Source organism: Allobosea sp., from assembly GCF_036675845.1.
Lineage (GTDB): Bacteria > Pseudomonadota > Alphaproteobacteria > Rhizobiales > Beijerinckiaceae > Allobosea.
Genome location: NZ_JAKFED010000215.1, coordinates 1 through 19,395, shown reverse-complemented (window position 1 = coordinate 19,395; position 19,395 = coordinate 1). Strand labels below are relative to the sequence as shown.

The window sequence follows — 19,395 nt, the reverse complement described above, 5'->3', positions numbered from 1 at the left end:
GGAACATAGAGCCCGACGATGGCGTGGCCGGCCTCGTGATAGGCCGTCAGCTTCTTCTCTTCCTCGGACATCGCCATCGATTTGCGCTCGGCGCCCATCATGACCTTGTCCTTGGCGTCCTCGAACTCGGCATGGGTGACCATGCGCTTGGCGCGCCTGGCCGCCAGCAGGGCCGCCTCGTTGACGAGGTTCATCAGGTCGGCGCCGGAGAAGCCGGGCGTGCCGCGGGCCAGGATCTTGAGATCGACATCCGGAGCGAGCGGCACTTTCCGCACATGCACGCGGAGAATCTTCTCGCGGCCGGCGACGTCCGGATTCGGCACCACGATCTGGCGGTCGAAGCGACCGGGGCGCAGCAGCGCCGGGTCGAGCACGTCCGGCCGGTTGGTCGCGGCGATGATGATCACGCCCTCGTTCGGCTCGAAGCCGTCCATCTCGACGAGCAACTGGTTCAGGGTTTGCTCGCGCTCGTCATTGCCGCCGCCGAGGCCGGCGCCGCGATGGCGGCCGACCGCGTCGATCTCGTCGATGAAGATGATGCAGGGCGCGTTCTTCTTGGCCTGCTCGAACATGTCGCGGACGCGGCTAGCGCCGACGCCGACGAACATCTCGACGAAGTCCGAACCCGAGATGGTGAAGAACGGCACATTGGCTTCGCCGGCGACGGCGCGCGCCGTCAGCGTCTTGCCGGTGCCCGGAGGGCCGACCAGCAGCACGCCGCGCGGAATCCGCCCGCCCAGCCGCTGGAACTTCTGCGGATCGCGCAGGAACTCGACGATCTCCTGCAGATCCTCCTTGGCCTCGTCGATACCGGCGACGTCCTCGAAGGTGACGCGGCCATGCGCCTCGGTCAGCAGCTTGGCCTTCGACTTGCCGAAGCCCATCGCCCGGCCGGCGCCGTTCTGCATCTGGCGGGACATGAAGATCCACAGGCCGATGAAGATCACGAAGGGCAGCGAGTTGACCAGCAGCGCCATGAACCAGGGCGTGCCTTCCGAGGGAGCCCGCGCCGAGACCTGGACGCCCTTCTGCGCCAGCGTCTTCAAGAGCGCCGGGTCGCCATAGGGCGCGTAGGTCACGAAGCTGCGCCCGTCCGCGAAGGTGCCGGTGATCTCCTGCCCTGCGACCACGACATTGGTGATGCGCCCGGCCTCGGATTCGTTGATCAGCTGGCTGTAGGGGATCTCATTGGTGCTGACGCGCTGGCTCGGGCTCTGGAACAGGGTGACCAGCGCCAGGACGAGCAGGAAGATCACCACCCAGAGGGCAAAATTGCGGAAATTCGGATTCATCAGGGTTCCGATCCGCTCGCCGGCGAAAGTGCCGGGCGAGCTTGAGATTTTCACGGCCTAATCTAGGTGCCCCTCCCCTTTTTGCCAAGGGAAGCCTGCATTCTGCTCACCTCATTCCTTCGCAGGGTGAACGCCGCGTCGGCGCGGCGGCTCGCGCGCCAATGCCAGCACCCCCTCGCTGGAGAGCAGGAGCACGAAGCCGGCAAGCGTGCGCCGCATCGGCTGGCCGGCCCGGACCGAGGCGGCAAGGGCGAGCGCGCAGGCCTCGAGCCGCTCGAGGCGCAGTTCGCCGGGCACCGTCTCGGCCGGCTGCGCCGCCGCCAGGGCCCGCGCCAGGACGCGGATGACGATCTCGTCCGGCTCGCGGCAGAGCCCGGCGAAGTCGAGCCGGAGCCCGTCCTCGCCGCGTGTCGACAGGGCCGGCAGCAAGCTGGCCGCTCGCTGTTCCAGCGCCTGCCCGGCCCGCGCCAGGCGCGAGGCCAGCAGGCCGAGCCTTGCAGCCGTCAGCCCCTCCTCCGCCAGCAGCGGCATGAGCTTGCGCCAGCGCACGCGGGAAAAGCGCGGATCCTCGTTCGAGGGGTCGCTGGCGAAAGCGAGGCCGCGCGCCGCGCAGGTGGCGACGAGGCGCGCCTTCGCCACGCCGAGCAGCGGCCGCGCCAGCGGCACGCCGTTGCGGGTCGTGCGGGCCCGCATGCCGGCGAGACCGACCGGGCCGGAACCCCGCGCCATCCGCATCAGCAGGGTCTCGGCCTGGTCGTCGAGCGTATGGGCGGTGACGATGACGGCGGCGCCGAGCGCCCTCGCCTGCTCCGCCAGCAAGGCGTAGCGGGCCACACGCGCCTGCTCCTGCAAGCCGGTGCGCGGCTTCGCGCCCTGCCAATGCAGCACGGCATGAGGGACGTCGAGGCTGCGGCAGAGCCGCCCGACCGCTTCCGCCTCGGCCGTCGCGGCCGGCCGCAGACCATGGTCGACGGTGGCGGCGTGGAGCTCGGGCCGGCCGTCGGCGTCGCGCGCCCAGGCAGCAAGGAGAGCGAGCAGGGCGACGGAATCGGGACCGCCGGACACCGCGGCGAGGAGGCGCTCCTCGCCCGCCAGCGCAAAAAACAGCGCCTTCGCCTCCGGCTCGCCGAGCGGCCTCGGCTCGGTCGACGCGGGCGCCGCCAAGCTCAAGCGCAGCGGGCGCGTTTCTGCTCGCGCTCGATGCCCTTGCGCACCGCGTTCGAGGCCTTGGGATAGTCGACGCCGACCTTGGCAAAGGTGGCGCAGGCCTGGTCGCGCGCACCGAGCCCGTTCAGGGCCATGCCGAGCTTCAGCAGGCTGTCTGCGCCCTTGCCGGCCTTGGGATAGTCGCGCGAGATCTTCAGGAACTGCTCGGCCGCCTCGCGATAGCGCTGGCGCTGGAAATAGCTTTCGCCGAGCCAGAAGGTGGCGTCGGCGGCCAGGCGGTCGCGCGGATAGCTCTGCAGGAACTCGCGAAAGCCCATCTCGGCCCGCTCGTATTCCTTGCGCAGCACATGCGCATAGGCGAGGTCGTAGAGTTCGCGCGGGCTGGCGGCCTGGCCGGCGGCGGCGACGCTCGGGCCGCGCGGCGCGGTCTGCGGCAGCGCGCCCTGCGGCAGCGGCCGGCCGACACCGGAAATGTCGAGAGGCCCCTGCCCGCCCGTCGCATTGCCGGCGAACTCCTCGTCGATCACCGCGCCGAGCTGGCGCGGGGCGCCGGCCGTGCCGGGCTGGGCCGCGGGATCGAAGGCATCGCCCCGGCGCTGGCGCCCGGGCTGCGGCGGCTGGGCCGCCGGCGGGGCAGCCTGTGCCGGTGCGGCACCGGAGCGCCCGCCCCCGCGTTCGGAGAAGCGGAAGTCGACATCCTCCTGGAACTTGCGGAGTTGCTCGGTCAGCCGCCGGTTCTCGAACTGCAACTGCTCGATCTGGCCGGAGAGGTGGCGGAGCTGGTTCTCGAGCCGCGTCGTGCGCACGAGCAGGTCGGCCGCATCCTGCGCGGAAGCCGGCAGGACCGCGCCCCCGATCGCAAACAGCAATGCCGCGGCAGCAACGCCACCGCGGATACCCTGCCGCTTCGAAACCGAAACGGAGATTTTCGACCCAATCATCATCCAGCAAACCGCATCACGTCGGAACCAGAACCTATCACACGCCGATACCGCGGCCAAAATATGAAAGGACCGGCGCTTTCCGCTCGGGAAGGCGCCGGTCCCCACGTTTCGAGCGCTGGCGTCAGACGCCGGCGCCGGCGTCGAGCACCGTCACGGCCCGGCGGTTCTGCGACCAGCAGGAGATGTCGTTGCAGACGGCGACCGGCCGCTCCTTGCCATAGGAGATCGTGCGCATCCGGTTGGCCGGCACGCCGCGCGAAGCGAGATAGTCGCGCACCGTCTGGGAGCGGCGGGCGCCGAGCGAATAGTTGTACTCGCGGGTGCCGCGCTCGTCGGCATGGCCTTCGATGGTGAAGGTGTAGCGCGGATAGCGCCCGAGCCAGGCCGACTGCTTGTCGAGAGTGGCGACGGCGGTCGGCGTCAGATCGGTCGAGTCGGTCTCGAAGAAGACGCGGTCGCCGACATTGACGACGAAGTCCTGGGCGCTGCCCGGAGTGGCCGCCCCGCCGGCGCCGAAGCCGTCGGCGGTCTGGTCTTTGGCGCAGGCGCCGAGGGCAAGCGCGCCCAGCATGGCGACGGCAAAGCGCGCGGTGCGGGCGCTGGCGGCGAGGGACGCGAGCATATCTGTTCTCCGGGCTTTCGAACGCGAGGGCGCGCCTATTCGGCGTCGCACGTTCAGCGATCAATGATGTATCAACCTAAACGGGACCTTGCCAAACCAAGGCGAAGTGGCGGCATTGCGGCACATGGTTAATAAAATGCCATGATCTACTGCATTCCGGCGACTGTGATGGAAATACCTCATGAGCCGCGGTCGGAGCGGCTCTTGAGTTCATCCGCGAGCCGCGCCAGCACGCCCTGGGGCAGTTCGAGCGCGCGCAGCTTCCAGCCCAGGCCGGAGAGCCCGAAGCGCAGTCGGTAACGCTCCTGTTCCGTAGCGCCCTGGTCCGCAGCGCCGCCCTGGCCCGGGATCGTGACGACGAAGCTCGTCAGGCCGTCAAAGCCCGAATTGAGGAACAGTTCCCAGGCACCGGCAAGATCGTCGGGCCGCGGCGGAGCCGCTCCCGAGCCGAGCAGCCCGCCCGCCTGCGCGCCGGCACCTCGCGCACTCAGCAGCGCGGCGATCGCCTCCGGCGTCAGATGCTCGGCGATGAGGGCGTCGACATAGCCTGTCGCCACGCCGGCGACGACCTGGCGGGCGAACGGATCGAGCCCGCGCGCCTGCGGATGGCGGGCGATATAGGCCCGGACGATCTGGCGGGCGAACGAGACGCGCAGCGCCGGCAGGTCGGTGCGGGCGAGGACTTCCCCGGTCGCACCGGCATTGGCAGCCAGCGCGAAGCGCGCCGCCCCGACATAGGGCGAGAGCCAATAACCGACCAGGACGGCCGCGAGCAGACCGAGCAGAAGACGCCAGCGACGGCGCGAAGGAGGCGCGTCGAACTCATCGTCGTCATCGTTGCGGTCCGGAATCACCCGCGCCATTTGCGCTCCCTTCAAAGCCGAAACGCCGGAGCGCCGGTGCCGAGCAGGATGCGAAAAGTGGGAACCGGTTTTTTGCCCTGATCCTGCTCCGGTTCTCGAAAGCAACGCGTCGTGGCCGTGACCGGTGCCGTCGTTCACGGGGTCGTGAACCCGGCCGGCCGCCCATGCGCTCAGCGCGCCGCGGTCAGCAGCGGCGACCAGGTCGGATCGGAGGCGAAGTTCGGGGTCGGCACCGGAATCTCGACGCGGCCGGTGATGTCCACCATGTACAGCTTCCCGCCGGATTGTCCGCCCGGATCGCGGAAGAACATCAGGTACTGGCCGTTCGGCGCCCAGTTCGGCGCCTCATTGTGGAACCCCTCGGTCAGGATGCGCTCGCCCGAGCCGTCGGGCCGCATCACGCCGATGGAGAAGGCGCCGCTGCCCTGGCGCGTGAAGGCGATCAGGTCGCCGCGCGGCGACCAGGAAGGCTGCGAATAGGAGCCCTGGCCGAAGGAGATGCGCCTGCCTTCGCCGCCCCCGGCGCCCATCAGATAGAGCTGCTGCGAGCCGCCTCGGTCGCTCTCGAAGACGATCTGCGTGCCGTCCGGGGAGAAGGAGGGCGAGGTGTCGATCGCCGGTGTCGAGGTCAGCCGCGTCGTCGTGCGCGAGCCGATGTCGATCGCATAGAGATTGGCATTGCCGCCCTGCTGCAGGCTGAGCGCGATCCGTGCGCCATTGGGCGAGAAGCGCGGGCTCGTGGTCATGTCGGGGAAGTTGCCGACGATCTGGCGCTGGCCGGTCTCGATGTTCAGCACATGCACGCGCGGCTGCTCGCCGGTGCGCTGCGCCATATAGGTCACTTCCTGCGCCACCGGCGAATAGCGCGGCGTCACCACCGAAATCTCGCCACCGGTCAGGTAGCGCACATTGGCGCCGTCCTGGTCCATGATGGCGAGGCGCTTGCGCCGGTTCTCCTTCGACCCGGATTCGTCGACGAAGACGACGCGGGTGTCGAAGAAGCCGCCGACGCCGGTGACCTTGGTGAACACGGCGTCCGAGATGATGTGGCCGACGCGGCGCGAATTATTCGGGTCGGTGAAGTATTGCTGGCCGTCGATCTGCTCGCCGGTCAGCACGTCCCAGAGCCGGAACTCGGCCTTCAGCCGGCCAGAGCCGTCGCGCGAGACGCGGCCGGTGACCAGGGCCTGGATGCCGGCCGCCTTCCAGGCCTCGAATTGCGGAGCGCTATCGAAGGGCGGGTTCTTCTCGGGATGGCGCGCCTTCTCGATCGGCAGGAAATAGCCGCAGCGCTTGAGGTTGTTGGTGATGATGCCGGAAACCTGGACACCGCCCTCGCCGGCGAAGTCGGCGATCGCGATCGGCATCGGCTGGAAGGTGCCCTTGCGCAGGTCGATCACCAGCTCCGCCCGTGCCGCCGCCGGCATCAGCGCGGTCGCGGCGGCCGAGGCCCCGGCGAGAACCAGCGCACGGCGGCGCGTCAAACCGGAGGCGCGCGGCGTCATCCGGACAACGGGGAGAGGATAGCGGTCGATCGCGGTCACAGCACGTCCCTTGCGTCGAAATTGACGACGACATCGCGCCAATCGTCATAATACGCGGCAAACTGGGCCGGAATACGCAGCGGCGAGCAGCGCCGCGTCGCCGTCAGTGCCGAATCCGCCGCGACCCGGAAGAGCGGGTCAGGCGAGGAATTGGTCACGCTCGCATGGCCGAGCAGCGAGCCGTCGGTGTTGAGCTTCATCCTGACCTGCGGCACGACCGGCTTCTGCGAGCTCTGCAGTGCGATCGGCACGTTCCAGCACTTCTGCAGCTGGTCCTGGATGATGCCCATCAATTGCGCCCTGAGCGAGGGCGAGAGCTTCTGCGACGCGCCGGTCCGGGTGCCGAGCGAGGCGGTGCGGTTGGTCTGCGGGGCGCTCGCGCCCGAGGACTGCGCCGGCTCCTTCGACTGCAGCAGCTTGGCGATGTCGTTCGGGTTGAAGTTCTTGGCGACCTCGGCCTCGCGCTTGGCCTTGGCCTCCGCCTCGCGCTTGGCCTTGGCTTCGGCCGCGAGCTTGGCCTTGTGCTCGGCTTCCGCCTTGGCCTTGGCTTCCGCTTCCGCCTTCTGCTTGGCGGCCTTGGCCGCTTCCGCGCGCGTCTGCGCCTCGGCTTCGGCCTTCGCCTTGGCGGCGGCCTTGGCGTCCTCCTCGGCCTGCTTGGCCTTGGTCTCGCGCTCGGCCTCCTCGGCCAGTTTGGCGAGTTCCTCGCGGCGCAGATCCGGCTTGGGCTCGGCCTTGGCCTCGGCCTTTTCGGGCGGCTGCTTCACCGGCTCGGCCGGCGGCGTCGGTTTCGGGGTCGGGCGCGCCGGCGGCAGCGGGGCCGCGACGTTCTCCTCGGCGACCTTGATCTCGGCCGGGCGCGAGGGCGGCGCCGGCGTATCCTGCTTGGCCTCGCCGGCTTCCTTGTGCTCGACGATCTCCGACTGGCGCTCGGCGCGCTGGAGCGGCTGCTCCTGCACCTTCTCGGCCTCGCGCTCGCCGCGCGTCACCTGGTTCAGCGCGGAGGGGTCGATGATCTCGACGGCGATGGCTTCCATATGCTCCGGCAGGGGCGTCGGCGAGGAAAACGCCAGCAGCCCCGCGACCAGGAAGGTCGCGTGGCCCAGGGCGGAAACCGCCATGCCCGGTTCGGAACTGGAAAGCTTCAACGCGCAGGGACTCCCTCGTTCACCGCGTGCCGGGTTCGGTGACCAGCGCCACGCGCTTGAAGCCGGCGCTGGTGATCGTCGACATCACCGAGGCGACGCGGCCATAGTCGACCTGCTTGTGGCCGCGGACATAGATCCGGTCGTCGAAACCCTGCTTGGCGATCGCCTGCAGCTTCTGCACGAGATCGGGCTCGAGCGTCGGCTCGTCCTGGAGGAAGATCTGGCCCTTGTCGTCGATGGCGATGGTGATCGGCTTCTGATCGACATTGATCGGCTTGGCGCCGGTCTGCGGCAGGTCGATCGGCACCCCGCTCGCGATCAGCGGGGCTGCGACCATGAAGATGATCAGGAGCACCAGCATGACGTCGATGAACGGCGTCATGTTGATCTCGGCGATGGCGCCGTGCCGCCGGCCGCGGCGGCCGCGTCTTCCCCCGGCCTTGGCGCCGGCAGTGGCTGACATGCCCATCCGATACGCCCCTTAAGCCGCCAGCCGCTCGTCGATCTGCCGCGACAGGATCGCGGAGAACTCGTCGGCGAAGGCTTCGAGCCGGTTCTGTGCCCGGGCGACCTCGGCCTGGAGCTTGTTGTAGGCCATCAGCGCCGGGATCGCGGCGAACAGGCCGATGGCGGTTGCAAACAGCGCCTCGGCGATGCCGGGGGCCACGACCGCCAGGGAGGAATTCTTCGAGACCGCGATCGCGGCGAAGGAGTTCATGATGCCCCAGACCGTGCCGAACAGGCCGATGAAGGGGGCGGCCGATGCGATCGTCGACAGCACCAGCAGCTTCGATTCGAGCCGCTCGGCCTCGCGCTGGATGGTGACGTCGAGCACCTTGTCGATGCGCTGCGACAGGCTGGCGACCGAGCGCCCGCCATTCTCGAAGGAGCGCTTCCATTCGCGCATCGCCGCGACGAAGACCGCGGCCATGTCGCTGACCGGCCGGTTGGCGAGCTCGCGATAGAGCTCCTCCAGCGAGCGGCCCGACCAGAACACTTCCTCGAAGGCGTCCATGTCGCGGCGGGTGCGGCGGTAGAGCAGGGTCTTGTCGACGATGATCGACCAGCACCAGACCGAAGCGGCGAGCAGGCCGAGCATCACGACCTTGACGACGAAATGCGCGTGCCAGAACAGCGACCAGAACGACATGTCGATCTGCGGCGCGACCTGCGCGATCTCCGCGGCGGGGTTCATCCTGTCATCCTTCTGCCTGGCCGATGCGAAATCCGACCGACTCCGCACAGCCCGCTTGACGCGCCGCGAAGCTCGCGCCGCCGCCCGATCTGCGCTCCGGGGATATGCCGTCAGTACCAATCGCCGCTGAATCCGGCGAAAGATGGGCCAAACGGCGATAATCGGCGCGCCAAAGGCCTTGTTTCGGATTAAGGCCCGGTCAACCTTAACAGTCCTCGTGGTTAACATCGGGTTATGGCGTTTCGCCGACATCCAGCGAATCGCAAGCCCCGGAGCGCGGCGCGCAGGGGCGAACCGGTCACGGCGCAGCCGCTTGTGCATTTGCGCAAGCCGTCATTCCGGCCGCAGCGGCGCGGCGTTGTCGCTTGTCCGGAACGAGGTGTGGTTGCCTCAAAAAATGCAGCCGGCAGAAGCAGCCGAAGCGACGGGCGAGCCACACGGCCGAGCCCTCACAGCAAAGCGGCCCGCCTCGGTGACGAGGCGGGCCGCGATCATGGCCGGTGATGGAAGGACGCGCTCAGGCGTTGCCGGATGCCTCGGCATCCGGTGCGCCATGGCGGCGCTCGTTCATGAACTCGTCGAACTCGGCCTTGTCCTTGGCCATGCGCAGCCGGCCGAGGAAATCCTGGAACTCGCGCTGCTCGTCCTCGAGACGGCGCAGCGTCTCCTCGCGATACTCGTCGAAGGCGCGGTTGCCGCTCGACGGCCCGCGGCCCCAGCCGCCGCCGAAGCCGCCACGGCCCCAGGGCTGCCCGCCGCCCATGCGGTCCCGCAGGCGTTCCATCTTGTCCTGCAGGCGGCTCATGCGGTGCTCGTAACGCGCCTGTCCGCAACCATGTCCCATGCGTCCACTCCCGAACAGAAAGACCAGCGTGGCCAGCCCCAGCGGCCACCACACGATGAAGCCGAGCACCGCAAAGGCGAGCCAGGCCCCTTTTCCATATTCGTCCAATTTGGCGACGATCGGCATCGTTCCCTCTCGAAACTGATGGCAGCGGCGGGTGCCGCTGCCGGCCAACCTCCGGCCGGCGGCGCCGACCGTGTGAATGTAAATCACATTCACATATCTGGCGGCGACTGCCAAGCCCTTCAAGACCGCTCGTGAATTTTTTCGTGCGTGCCGGCTTCGTGCAGCCTCGCGCTGCCGGGCGAACAGCCGAAAAGCACCGACCCGGGGCCGCGGGCCGCCCCGGCCTTTGCGCGGTAGCAGCGCGGGGCGCCCTGCCGCTCGTCCGCGGCGACGCAGGTCGAATGCGCCCGCCTCAGGCCGGCTGGTCCGGGGGCAGGCCGAGACCTTTCAGATAGATCAGCATGCCGGCCTCCAGCAGGTCGGCGGCCGACATCGGCAGCGGGCGCCGGCCGCCATCGGCCCGGCCGAACAGGGCGGCGACGCCGTGCGACATCACCCAGATATGCAGCGCCATCATCAGCGCGGGAGGGCGCTTGCCCGGCGGCAGCGCAGCGATCAGCGTCTCGGCGGCCTGGCGCAATTGCTGGAAGGAGCGATCGGCCGCAGCGCGCAATTCGGGACTGGCGTCGAGCGGCACACCGGCCTCGAACATTGCCGAATAGAAGGCCGGCTGGTCGTGGGCGAAGGCGAGATAGGCCCGGCCGAGTCGGTGGAACGCCGTCTCCGGATCGGGCCGGCCACTGTCCCAGGCCTCGGCCAGCGCAGCCTCGAAGGCGACAAAGCCGCGCGCCGCGACATCCGCCAGCAGCTCGTCGCGGTCGCGATAGTGCCGATAGGGCGCGGCCGGGCTGACGCCCGCCATGCGTGCGGCTTCGGCGAAGGTGAAGCCGTTCGGCCCCTTCTCGCCGATCAGGCCGAGGGCGGCACGCACCAGCGCCTCCTTGAGGTTGCCGTGGTGATAGCCCCGCGGCTGACCGGGCTCGTCGCGTTTCCAGCTCATGTGAGGGGCACTAACATGCGCTTCGAGGCGGGTCGATGCCGGTCAGCCCGTCCCGCTCAGATGATCTCCAGCCCCAGCCGCTGCCGCAGCAGATCGGGGATGCGCCTCGCCTTGCCGCCGCCGACGCAGGCGACCTTGACCTGCGAGGTCACCAGCACCTCCTCGCCGCGCAGGATGCGCTGGTCGAGCTCCATGGTGGCTCCGCGCGCCAGCGTCGGCGTGGTCTCGATGGTCAGCAGGTCGTCCATCACCGCCGGCTTGACGAAGTCGATCAGCATGCGCCGGACCGCGAAGCCGAGCGCCGCCTCGCCGTCGAAGAGCTCGCGCTGGTCGATGCCGAGCGCGCGGATCAGCTCGGTGCGGCCGCGTTCCATGAAGCGCAGATAGGAGGCGTGGTAGACGACGCCGGAAAAATCGGTGTCCTCGTAATAGACGCGGACGGAGATCTGGTGGGCGGCGGCCATGACGGTCCTTCTGCACGAACGCGGCGAGCTTTAGCCCCGAACGCCGCGCTGCGACAACCACCCCTGCCGGGCGCTCACTCCTCGCCCTCGTCGCCGAACAGCCCGAACTGCGCCGCCTCGCGGTTCGGCTCGGCCATGCCGAGATGGCGGAAGGCGTGCGGGGTGAGCAGCCGGCCGCGCGGCGTGCGCTGGATGAAGCCCTGCTGCAGCAGGAAGGGCTCGATGATCTCCTCGATCGCGTCGCGCGGCTCGGAGAGCGAGGCGGCGATGGTCTCGATCCCGACCGGACCGCCGCCGAAATTCACCGCGACCATGGTCAGATAGCGCCGGTCCATCAGGTCGAGGCCGATGCCGTCGACCTCGAGCAGGCCGAGCGCCTTGTCGGCGACGGCGCGGGTGACGATCGCGTCGCCGTCGACGATGGCGAAGTCGCGCACCCGGCGCAGCAGCCGCCCGGCGATGCGCGGCGTCCCGCGGGACCGGCGGGCAATCTCGTTGGCGCCGTCGTCGGACATCGGCACGCCGAGCACCCGCGCCCCGCGCGCGACGATGCCCTGCAGCTCCTCGACCGTGTAGAACTGCAGGCGGATCGGGATGCCGAAACGGTCGCGCAAGGGGGTGGTCAAAAGGCCGGCTCGCGTGGTGGCGCCGACCAGCGTGAACTTCGGCAGGTCGATCTTGACCGAGCGCGCCGCCGGCCCCTCGCCGATGATCAGGTCGAGCTGGTAGTCCTCCATCGCCGGATAGAGGATCTCCTCGACCGCCGGGTTGAGCCGGTGGATCTCGTCGATGAAGAGCACGTCGCGCTCCTCGAGATTGGTCAGCTGCGCCGCAAGGTCGCCGGCCTTGGCGATGACCGGCCCCGAGGTCGAGCGGAAATTGACGCCGAGCTCGCGCGCCACGATCTGCGCCAGCGTCGTCTTGCCGAGGCCGGGAGGCCCGACGAAGAGGACATGGTCGAGTGCATCGCCCCGCGTCCGCGCCGCATTGATGAAGACCTGCAGGTTCGCCCGCGCCGCCGCCTGCCCGGTGAAGTCGGCGAGCGAGAGCGGCCGCAGCGAGCTCTCGCTGTCGTCGTCGCGCCGCTCGGGCGTCACCAGCCGGCGCGGCTCGCTCACAGCGCGATCTCCAGTTCGAGCGCGTCCCTCACCGGAATCCCCTCATGACCCGTCCTGATGATCGTCGGGATCACAGAGCGATAGGCGTCGATCGCCTCGAGATAGAGCCCCGAGAAGCGGAAGCCGTGCTTCTGGTAGAAGGCGAGCCCCGGCATGTTGTCATTGGTCAGCATGGCGCGCAGCCTGACCGCCCCGCGCGCCTTCGCCGCCGTCTTCACCGCCTCGAGCAGCCGCTCCGCCGCCCCCTCTCCGGGCTTCAGCGCGTGCAGGGCACAGAGCACGGCCGTATCCCCTTCGGACGCCCAGCTCGCCAGCGCCAGCGGCTCGCCGGCAGCCGAGAACAGGCCGAGCAGCGGGATCTCGGCACAATCATAGGTCCTCAGCCCGATCATCATGCGATGCGAGCCCCAATGCCGCATCATCAGCGCGAGGAAGGCCGATTTGTCCTCGACCTCGCGGACCAGCTCGAATGCGCGGCTCATTTCGCCAGCTCCTTCAGGCCGAGCCGGATCAGTTGCGCGGTGCCTGCGCCCTCGCCTGCCGCCCGCGAGGCGGCTGCGACTGCCGCCACCGCCTGCGCCTGCTGGTAGCCGAGATTGGCCAGCGCCGAGACGGCGTCGGCCACCGGCTGCGGCAGCCGCCTGTCCTCGAGCGCGCCGGCGAGCGCCGCGACGCCGGCATCGACATGGCCGAAGGCCGGCGCCTTGTCCTTGAGCTCGGCGCAGATGCGCTGCGCCAGCTTCGGCCCGACGCCGGGCGCGCGCGCCACCGAGGCCTTGTCATTGGTCGCGATCGCGGTCGCCAGCGCGCCGGGCTCCAGCGTCGAGAGGATGGCGAGCGCCACCTTGGCGCCGACGCCCTGCACCATCTGCATCAGCCGGAACCAGTCGCGCTCGACATCCGACAGGAAGCCGTAGAGCCGGATCGCATCCTCGCGGACATGGGTCTCGATCGACAGCGCCGCGGCCTCGCCGACCTGGGGCAGGCGCTGCAGGGTTCGCGACGAGCACTGCACGACATAGCCGACGCCCTGCACGTCGACGACGACGAAGTCCTCGCCATACGAATCGATGAGGCCCTTGAGCTTTCCGATCATGCCAACCTGTTAGCATGATCGCCCCTTGCAGCCAGCGCGGATCAATCGCGGCGATCATGCGTTCTCCACCGCGAATGGGGGGCGGATCAGCGTGCTGACGAGAAAGAGGAACCTGCGGACCGGCCGCTCGGTCTGGCAGGAGAAGCGGGCTCCGGCCGTGCCGGGCTGGCAGCTCGCCGGCGATGCCGAGGCCGATGTCGTGGTCATCGGCGCCGGCATCTCCGGCGCCATGGTCGCCGATGCCCTCAGCGAGGCCGGGCTCGACGTCCTGATCGTCGATCGGCGGGGCCCGGTCCGAGGCTCGACGCTCGCCAGCACCGCCTTGCTGCAATACGAGATCGACCAGCCCTTGACGAAGCTCTCGCGCCAGATCGGCGAAGCGGCGGCGATCCGCGCCTGGCGCCGCTCCCGGCTGGCGCTGGACGGGCTCTCGGCCCGCATCCGCGCGCTGTCCCTGACGCCGATGCGCCATCGCGATTCGCTCTACCTCGCCGGGGACCTGCTCGACGCCAAGGCCCTTCTCCGCGAAGGCGAGGCCCGCCGGCATGCCGGGCTCGAAACCGCCTATCTCGACGCCGCGACGCTGAAGGAGCGCTTCGGCATCGACCGCCCGGCCGCCCTGCTCGGCTACGACAATCTCGAGGTCGATCCGCGCGCGCTCGCCGCAGGCTTCCTGAACGCCGCCATCGCACGCGGCGCCCGGCTCGCCAGCCCGGTTGAGATCGTCGACATCGACGCGCGGCCCCGTTCGGTCACGCTGCGGACGAAGGCCGGCCACCGCATCCGCAGCCGCCATGTCGTGTTCTGCACCGGCTATGAGATTCCGTTCGGGCATGAGCCGAAGGGACACCAGGCGATCTCGACCTGGGCAATCGCCACCGTACCGCAGAAGCGCCGGCTCTGGCCGCAATGCTGCTTCATCTGGGAGGCGTCGGAGCCCTACCTCTATCTGCGCACCACCGCCGACGGGCGCGTGGTCTGCGGCGGCGAGGACGAGGATTTCGTCGACGAGGAGGCGCGCGACTGCCTGATCGGCGCCAAGACCAAGGCCCTGCAGAAGAAGCTCGCGAAACTGTTTCCCGAGCTCGACACGCAGGCCGATTTCGCCTGGGCCGGCACCTTCGGCGCCTCGACCACCGGGCTGCCGACGATCGGCGAGATGCCGGGCTTGAGGAACTGCTGGGCGGTGATGGGCTTCGGCGGCAACGGCATCACCTATAGCCGCATCGGTGCCGAGATCGTCCGCGCCGGCCTGACCGGCAAGGGCGACCCGGACGCCGAGCTCTACGCCTTCCGCAGCTGATGCTGCGCCAGCAATTGCCGCGCGCCACGATGCTGGGCATGGCAGATCGCCACCGCGAGCGCGTCGGCGGCGTCGGCGCTCCTGGTTTCCGCCTTCGGCAGCAGCACGCGGATCATCGCCTGGACCTGCTTCTTGTCGGCATGCCCGACGCCGACCACGGTCTTCTTGACCAGATTGGCCGCGTATTCGGCGACCTCGAGTCCGGCCAGCGCCGGGACCAGCAGCGCCACGCCGCGCGCCTGGCCGAGCTTCAGCGCCGATTGCGGATCGCGGTTGACGAAGGTCTCCTCCACCGCCGCCTCCCCTGGCGCATGCGCGGCGATCACCGCGGCGATGCCGTCATGCAATTGCCGCAGGCGCTCCGCCAGCGCGCACTTCCCGTCGCTCTCGATTACGCCGCAGGCGACGAAGGCGAGCTTCGTGCCCTCGCTGACGACGATCCCCCAGCCGGTCTTGCGCAGGCCGGGGTCGAGGCCGAGGATGCGAATCGGATTCATCGCGGCAGGTTAGAGCACGTTCCGATCGGCTTGCACCGCGAGCTGATCGGTAAAACGTTCTCAATCTTGAAGTGAGCCCGGCTCGCGCGGCGGAACCGCGCCGAGCGACCGATGCTTCACGCTCATCGGTGCCATCACCGCAAAGGGGGTTGATCGCACCGCTGCTTGGGGTGAGGTGAGACCTTCGCCATTCCGCCCGAGGCCATGCTCGAACTGATCGCCCCCTTCTTCCCCGGTCTCACGGTCTCGGGCATCGCCACGCTGATCTTCGCCACCTTTCTCGGCGGGCTGGTGCGCGGCTTCACCGGCTTCGGCTTCGCCATGGTGTTCATGCCGCTCGCCTCGATCGTGCTCGGCCCGGTCGCGGCGCTCGGCCTGATCTGGGTGATCGACCTGCCCTTCGCCCTGCCGCTGGCGGCGCGCGCGGCCAAGCGGGCCGAATGGCGCGAGGTCGTTCCGCTGCTGGTCGCCGCGACGCTGACCTTGCCGCTGGGCCTGGCCCTGCTGGTCTGGCTCGACCAGACGACGATGCGTTGGCTGCTGGCCGCGCTCGTGCTCGGCACGGTGGCGCTGCTCGCCTCGGGCTGGCGCTATCACGGCCAGCCGGGCATCCCGCTTTCGCTCGGCGTCGGCGCCCTTTCCGGGCTTTGCAACGGGCTCGCCAGCATCGGCGGCATGCCGCTCGCCGTCTTCTGGCTCGGAGCCCAAAGCAACGACCGCCACAAGACGCGTGCCAATATGCAGACCTATTTCGGGCTCGGCACCATTGTCAGCGGCAGCATTCTCTGGGCCAAGGGCATCCTCAATGCCACCAGCCTGCTGATGGCGCTGCCGCTCTTCGCCATCTATGGCGCCGGCCTCTGGCTCGGCACCCACGCCTTCGGCCTGGCCTCCGACCAGACCTTCCGGCGCATCGCCTATCTGGTGATCTTCCTGAGCGCGATCGCGGGCCTGCCGCTCTGGGACCTGCTGCTCGGCCGCTGACGCCTCAGGCGGCGCCGAGCTTGGCCATCACCTCGTCGGCGATCTCGAAATTGGCGAAGACGTTCTGGACGTCGTCGTCATTGTCGAGCGCCTCCATCAGCCGCATCATCGAGGCGGCCTTGTCCTCGTCGAGCGGCGCCGTCGTCGTCGGCCGCCAGACCGGCTTGGCCGAGGCCGGCGCGCCGAGCGAGCCTTCGAGCGCCTTCGAGACCTCGTTCAGCGCATCGAAGGCGCACAGGATGGTGTGGCCGTTCTCGTCCGAGATCACGTCGTCGGCGCCGGCCTCGATCGCCGCCTCCATCACCTTGTCGGCATCGCCGACCTCAGCCGGATAGACGACCTCGCCGACGCGGTTGAACATGAACGAGACCGAATTGCTCTCGCCCATCGCGCCGCCGGCCTTGGTGAAATAGGAGCGCACGGCCGAAGCGGTGCGGTTGCGGTTGTCGGTCAGCGCCTCGACGATGACGGCGGCGCCGCCGGGGCCATAGCCCTCATAACGGACCTCGTCATAGTTCTCGCCCTCGCCGCCGAGCGCCTTCTTGATCGCGCGCTCGATATTGTCCTTGGGCATGTTCTCGGCCCGCGCCGCCAGCACGGCCATGCGCAGGCGCGGATTCAGGTTCGGATCGGGCATGCCCATCTTGGCGGCGACGGTGATTTCGCGGGCCAGTTTCGAGAACAGCTTGGAACGCACCGCGTCCTGCTTGCCCTTGCGGTGCATGATGTTCTTGAACTGGGAATGCCCGGCCATGGCTTGCTCGCCTCCGCTCTGATCGCTTCTCCTGCCCGCCGGGGCGCGCAGGGGCGCGTTATAGTCAGCCGCATCGGCAGGAGGCAAGCGCACGGCCCCTCCCGTCACGGCACTGTCAAGCTGCGCTCCTAGCCTGGGTCGGTTCTAATTGCGGACGGTAGGGAGCCACGGGAAGCGTCATGAGCGAAGAGCCTGAATACGAATCGACCTTCGGCGCCAGCCTGCTCGAGCATGACGACGCCGCGCCGCAGAACCCCTCCGACAACCCGACCATGGGCGAGCAGATCGGCGCGCGCTTCTCGCGCCGCGGCCTGCTCAAGGGCGCGCTCGCCGTCTCGGCGATCTCGGCGACGGTCGGGACCGCGGCGCTGGCGACCGCGAGCCTGGCGAAAGCCGAGGGCGTCGCGGCTTCGGCCTTCGCCTTCACCGAAGTCGAGGCCGGCGTCGACGCCGACCATCATGTCGCCGAAGGCTATGACGCCGATGTATTGCTGCGCTGGGGCGATCCGCTCTTTCCCGATGCGCCGGAATTCGATCCCGAAAGGCAGACGCCCGAGGCCCAGGCCAGGCAGTTCGGCTACAACAACGACTATGTCGGCTATACGCCGCTGCCCGGCGCCGCCGACCCCTCCTCCCACGGCCTGCTCTTCGTCAACCACGAATACACCAACCCGCATCTGATGTTCCCAGGCGTGGTGACGATGAAGGACGGCAAGCCGGTGCTGGCGAATGCCACCAAAGAGCGCGCCGCCATCGAGATGATGGCGCATGGCGCGACCGTCGCCGAAATCCGCAAGACCGGCGGCAAATGGGCGCTGGTGCGGGATTCGAAATACAACCGCCGCATCACCGTGGCGACGCAGATGCAGCTCTCCGGCCCCGTCGCCGGCAGCGAGCGCGTCAGGACCATTGCCGATCCCGGCGGCACCAAGGTTTTCGGCACGATCAACAACTGCGCCGGCGGCCTCACCCCCTGGGGCACCTTCGTCACCGGCGAGGAGAACTTCCACGGCTACTTCTCCGGCACGCTACCGGAGGGCCACCGCGAGGCCGCCAACTACAAGCGTCTCGCTCTGCCCTCGCCGCCCTATGCCTGGGGCCGCTTCGAGGACCGGTTCGACATCGGCAAGGAACCGAACGAGGCCAACCGCTTCGGCTGGATCGTCGAGGTCGATCCGCTCGACCCGAACTCGGTCCCGAAGAAGCGCACCGCGCTCGGCCGCTTCAAGCACGAGGGCGCCGAAAGCATCGTCTCCAGGGATGGTCGCGTCGTCTTCTATCTCGGTGACGACGAGCGCTTCGACTATGTCTACAAATTCGTCACCGCTGGCCGCTTCGACCCGCAAAACCGCGCCGCCAACATGGATCTGATGGATTCCGGCACGCTCCATGTCGCGAAGTTCTCAGGTGACGGCGCGCTGGAATGGCTGCCGCTCAGCTTCGGCGAAGGGCCGCTCACGCCCGCCAACGGCTTCGAAAGCCAGGCCGACGTGCTGATCGAGACCCGCCGCGCCGGCGACCTGCTCGGCGCCACCAAGATGGACCGGCCCGAGGACATCCAGCCCAACGGCGTCACCGGCCGGGTCTATGTCATGCTGACCAACAATAAGAGCCGCAAGGACGAGCAGGTCGACGCCGCCAATCCACGCGCCAAGAATGCCTTCGGCCACATCATCGAGATCGTCGAGGATGGCGGCGACTTCGCTGCGCCGAAGGGCAGATGGGAAGTGCTGCTGAAATGCGGCGACCCGTCGGTCGCCGCGGTCGGCGCCAGCTTCTCGACCGAGACCAGCAAGAACGGCTGGTTCGGCATGCCCGACAATTGCGCGGTCGACTCGGCCGGACGCCTCTGGGTCTCGACCGACGGCAACGGCCCCGAGGAAACCGGCCGCACCGACGGGCTCTGGGCGGTGGATACGCAAGGCGAGGCGCGCCGCACCTCCAAGCTGTTCTACCGCGTGCCGCACGGCGCCGAGCTCTGCGGCCCGTGCTTTTCTCCGGACGACCAGACCGCCTTCGTCGCCGTCCAGCATCCCGGCGATGACGGCCCGGACTGGCCGGCTTTCGGGCGCCGCTCCTATTACGAGGATCTCTCGACCCGCTGGCCGGACTTCAAACCCGACATGCCGGTGCGGCCCTCGGTGGTTGCGATCACGAAGAAGGGCGGCGGCAAGATCGGCGTTTGAGGGCCGCTCCTACACCCCACAGTGATGGAGGCAGAAGCGCGGGAACCCTCTCCTGTAAGGAGAGGGTAGGGTGAGGTGTAGGCCGTTTGACGACCTGGCCGTGACCTCGCCGCTGCCTTGCTTCTATGTCTGGGTTTAACTGGTCCAACGGCCTACACCTCACCCCTACCCCTCTCCTTACAGGAGAGGGGTTCCCCGCGCCTGCCCGACTAGCCCGCATCCAGCGCCGCGATCGCCCGCTCCGCCACGGCAAAATTGATCTTCGCCAGCGGATCGCCGTCGCCAAGGAACCAGGCCGCCGACAGGCCGCA

At 68.9% G+C, this 19,395-nt stretch carries 20 protein-coding genes; 3 read left to right on the top strand and 17 right to left on the bottom strand.

Annotated elements, in window-relative coordinates; translation table 11 throughout:
- From ftsH to ruvA, 15 genes are all read right to left on the bottom strand, one after another.
- Window positions 1-1,292, bottom strand: a 1,292-nt coding sequence (gene ftsH / locus V6M56_RS22505; protein WP_332687288.1) for an ATP-dependent zinc metalloprotease FtsH, incomplete at its 3' end; no start/stop codon positions are given.
- A gap of 111 nt (window positions 1,293-1,403) precedes the next feature.
- A complete protein-coding gene (gene tilS, locus V6M56_RS22500) occupies window positions 1,404-2,456 on the bottom strand; it encodes a tRNA lysidine(34) synthetase TilS (RefSeq protein ID WP_332687282.1) in 1,053 nt (350 codons plus the stop codon).
- Between the two features lie 2 nt (window positions 2,457-2,458).
- Entirely contained in the window at window positions 2,459-3,328 is an 870-nt protein-coding gene (gene ybgF, locus V6M56_RS22495; protein ID WP_332687280.1) for a tol-pal system protein YbgF, read from the bottom strand.
- A gap of 196 nt (window positions 3,329-3,524) precedes the next feature.
- On the bottom strand, window positions 3,525-4,025 hold the full coding sequence (gene pal, locus V6M56_RS22490) for a peptidoglycan-associated lipoprotein Pal (protein WP_332687278.1): 501 nt from the start codon (window positions 4,023-4,025) through the stop codon (window positions 3,525-3,527).
- Window positions 4,026-4,204: 179 nt separating this feature from the next.
- On the bottom strand, window positions 4,205-5,026 hold the full coding sequence (locus V6M56_RS22485) for a DUF2939 domain-containing protein (RefSeq protein ID WP_332687276.1): 822 nt from the start codon (window positions 5,024-5,026) through the stop codon (window positions 4,205-4,207).
- A gap of 32 nt (window positions 5,027-5,058) precedes the next feature.
- On the bottom strand, window positions 5,059-6,393 hold the full coding sequence (gene tolB / locus V6M56_RS22480; RefSeq protein ID WP_442881215.1) for a Tol-Pal system beta propeller repeat protein TolB: 1,335 nt from the start codon (window positions 6,391-6,393) through the stop codon (window positions 5,059-5,061).
- 35 nt (window positions 6,394-6,428) lie between these two features.
- Window positions 6,429-7,550, bottom strand: coding sequence for a cell envelope integrity protein TolA (gene tolA, locus V6M56_RS22475; RefSeq protein WP_332687274.1), 1,122 nt, complete (start codon window positions 7,548-7,550; stop codon window positions 6,429-6,431).
- 46 nt (window positions 7,551-7,596) lie between these two features.
- Complete coding sequence (gene tolR, locus V6M56_RS22470) at window positions 7,597-8,046, bottom strand: protein TolR (RefSeq protein ID WP_332687272.1); 450 nt, start codon at window positions 8,044-8,046, stop codon at window positions 7,597-7,599.
- Between the two features lie 12 nt (window positions 8,047-8,058).
- A complete protein-coding gene (tolQ, locus tag V6M56_RS22465; protein ID WP_332687270.1) occupies window positions 8,059-8,772 on the bottom strand; it encodes a protein TolQ in 714 nt (237 codons plus the stop codon).
- Between the two features lie 517 nt (window positions 8,773-9,289).
- Complete coding sequence (locus tag V6M56_RS22460; protein ID WP_442881214.1) at window positions 9,290-9,865, bottom strand: DUF2852 domain-containing protein; 576 nt, start codon at window positions 9,863-9,865, stop codon at window positions 9,290-9,292.
- A 169-nt stretch (window positions 9,866-10,034) separates the two neighbouring features.
- Window positions 10,035-10,682 carry a TetR/AcrR family transcriptional regulator gene (locus V6M56_RS22455; RefSeq protein WP_332687268.1) on the bottom strand — a complete coding sequence of 216 codons (648 nt, stop codon included), beginning with the start codon at window positions 10,680-10,682 and terminating at the stop codon, window positions 10,035-10,037.
- Between the two features lie 56 nt (window positions 10,683-10,738).
- Window positions 10,739-11,146 (bottom strand): tol-pal system-associated acyl-CoA thioesterase, encoded by a 408-nt coding sequence (ybgC, locus tag V6M56_RS22450; RefSeq protein WP_332687266.1) that lies wholly within the window; start codon window positions 11,144-11,146, stop codon window positions 10,739-10,741.
- Window positions 11,147-11,220: 74 nt separating this feature from the next.
- Entirely contained in the window at window positions 11,221-12,264 is a 1,044-nt protein-coding gene (ruvB, locus tag V6M56_RS22445; protein ID WP_332687264.1) for a Holliday junction branch migration DNA helicase RuvB, read from the bottom strand.
- Window positions 12,261-12,746 carry a GNAT family N-acetyltransferase gene (locus tag V6M56_RS22440; RefSeq protein ID WP_332687262.1) on the bottom strand — a complete coding sequence of 162 codons (486 nt, stop codon included), beginning with the start codon at window positions 12,744-12,746 and terminating at the stop codon, window positions 12,261-12,263. Before V6M56_RS22440 ends, ruvB begins: the two co-directional genes overlap by 4 nt.
- Entirely contained in the window at window positions 12,743-13,360 is a 618-nt protein-coding gene (gene ruvA, locus V6M56_RS22435) for a Holliday junction branch migration protein RuvA (protein WP_332687260.1), read from the bottom strand. Before ruvA ends, V6M56_RS22440 begins: the two co-directional genes overlap by 4 nt.
- A 91-nt stretch (window positions 13,361-13,451) precedes the next feature.
- Between ruvA and V6M56_RS22430 the strand changes: the two genes are divergently transcribed.
- The gene (locus V6M56_RS22430) at window positions 13,452-14,663 is read left to right on the top strand and encodes an NAD(P)/FAD-dependent oxidoreductase (RefSeq protein ID WP_332687258.1); all 1,212 of its coding nucleotides are present in this window, start codon (window positions 13,452-13,454) and stop codon (window positions 14,661-14,663) included.
- On the opposite strand, the gene ruvC is transcribed toward V6M56_RS22430, so the two are convergent.
- On the bottom strand, window positions 14,645-15,160 hold the full coding sequence (ruvC, locus tag V6M56_RS22425; protein WP_332687256.1) for a crossover junction endodeoxyribonuclease RuvC: 516 nt from the start codon (window positions 15,158-15,160) through the stop codon (window positions 14,645-14,647). The two genes, V6M56_RS22430 and ruvC, sit on opposite strands and share 19 nt — an antisense overlap.
- 204 nt (window positions 15,161-15,364) lie before the next feature.
- On the opposite strand from ruvC, the gene V6M56_RS22420 reads away from it, so the two are divergent.
- Window positions 15,365-16,144 carry a sulfite exporter TauE/SafE family protein gene (locus V6M56_RS22420; RefSeq protein WP_332687254.1) on the top strand — a complete coding sequence of 260 codons (780 nt, stop codon included), beginning with the start codon at window positions 15,365-15,367 and terminating at the stop codon, window positions 16,142-16,144.
- Between the two features lie 4 nt (window positions 16,145-16,148).
- Here the strand turns inward: V6M56_RS22420 and V6M56_RS22415 are convergent, their stop codons facing one another.
- Window positions 16,149-16,898 (bottom strand): YebC/PmpR family DNA-binding transcriptional regulator, encoded by a 750-nt coding sequence (locus V6M56_RS22415; RefSeq protein WP_332687252.1) that lies wholly within the window; start codon window positions 16,896-16,898, stop codon window positions 16,149-16,151.
- A gap of 179 nt (window positions 16,899-17,077) precedes the next feature.
- On the opposite strand from V6M56_RS22415, the gene V6M56_RS22410 reads away from it, so the two are divergent.
- Window positions 17,078-19,084 carry a PhoX family protein gene (locus V6M56_RS22410; protein WP_332687250.1) on the top strand — a complete coding sequence of 669 codons (2,007 nt, stop codon included), beginning with the start codon at window positions 17,078-17,080 and terminating at the stop codon, window positions 19,082-19,084.
- Window positions 19,085-19,395 lie beyond the last annotated feature (311 nt).

Coding starts and splice junctions, on each gene's coding strand:
- tolR (WP_332687272.1), bottom strand. CDS start 8,046: ATGGGCATGTCAGCCACTGCCGGCGCCAAGGCCGGGGGAAGACGCGGC.
- ybgC (WP_332687266.1), bottom strand. CDS start 11,146: ATGGCCGCCGCCCACCAGATCTCCGTCCGCGTCTATTACGAGGACACC.
- tolA (WP_332687274.1), bottom strand. CDS start 7,550: ATGGCGGTTTCCGCCCTGGGCCACGCGACCTTCCTGGTCGCGGGGCTG.
- V6M56_RS22415 (WP_332687252.1), bottom strand. CDS start 16,898: ATGGCCGGGCATTCCCAGTTCAAGAACATCATGCACCGCAAGGGCAAG.
- tolQ (WP_332687270.1), bottom strand. CDS start 8,772: ATGAACCCCGCCGCGGAGATCGCGCAGGTCGCGCCGCAGATCGACATG.
- pal (WP_332687278.1), bottom strand. CDS start 4,025: ATGCTCGCGTCCCTCGCCGCCAGCGCCCGCACCGCGCGCTTTGCCGTC.
- ruvA (WP_332687260.1), bottom strand. CDS start 13,360: ATGATCGGAAAGCTCAAGGGCCTCATCGATTCGTATGGCGAGGACTTC.
- ruvC (WP_332687256.1), bottom strand. CDS start 15,160: ATGAATCCGATTCGCATCCTCGGCCTCGACCCCGGCCTGCGCAAGACC.
- V6M56_RS22440 (WP_332687262.1), bottom strand. CDS start 12,746: ATGAGCCGCGCATTCGAGCTGGTCCGCGAGGTCGAGGACAAATCGGCC.
- V6M56_RS22410 (WP_332687250.1), top strand. CDS start 17,078: ATGAGCGAAGAGCCTGAATACGAATCGACCTTCGGCGCCAGCCTGCTC.
- V6M56_RS22420 (WP_332687254.1), top strand. CDS start 15,365: ATGCTCGAACTGATCGCCCCCTTCTTCCCCGGTCTCACGGTCTCGGGC.
- V6M56_RS22455 (WP_332687268.1), bottom strand. CDS start 10,682: ATGAGCTGGAAACGCGACGAGCCCGGTCAGCCGCGGGGCTATCACCAC.
- tolB (WP_442881215.1), bottom strand. CDS start 6,393: ATGACGCCGCGCGCCTCCGGTTTGACGCGCCGCCGTGCGCTGGTTCTC.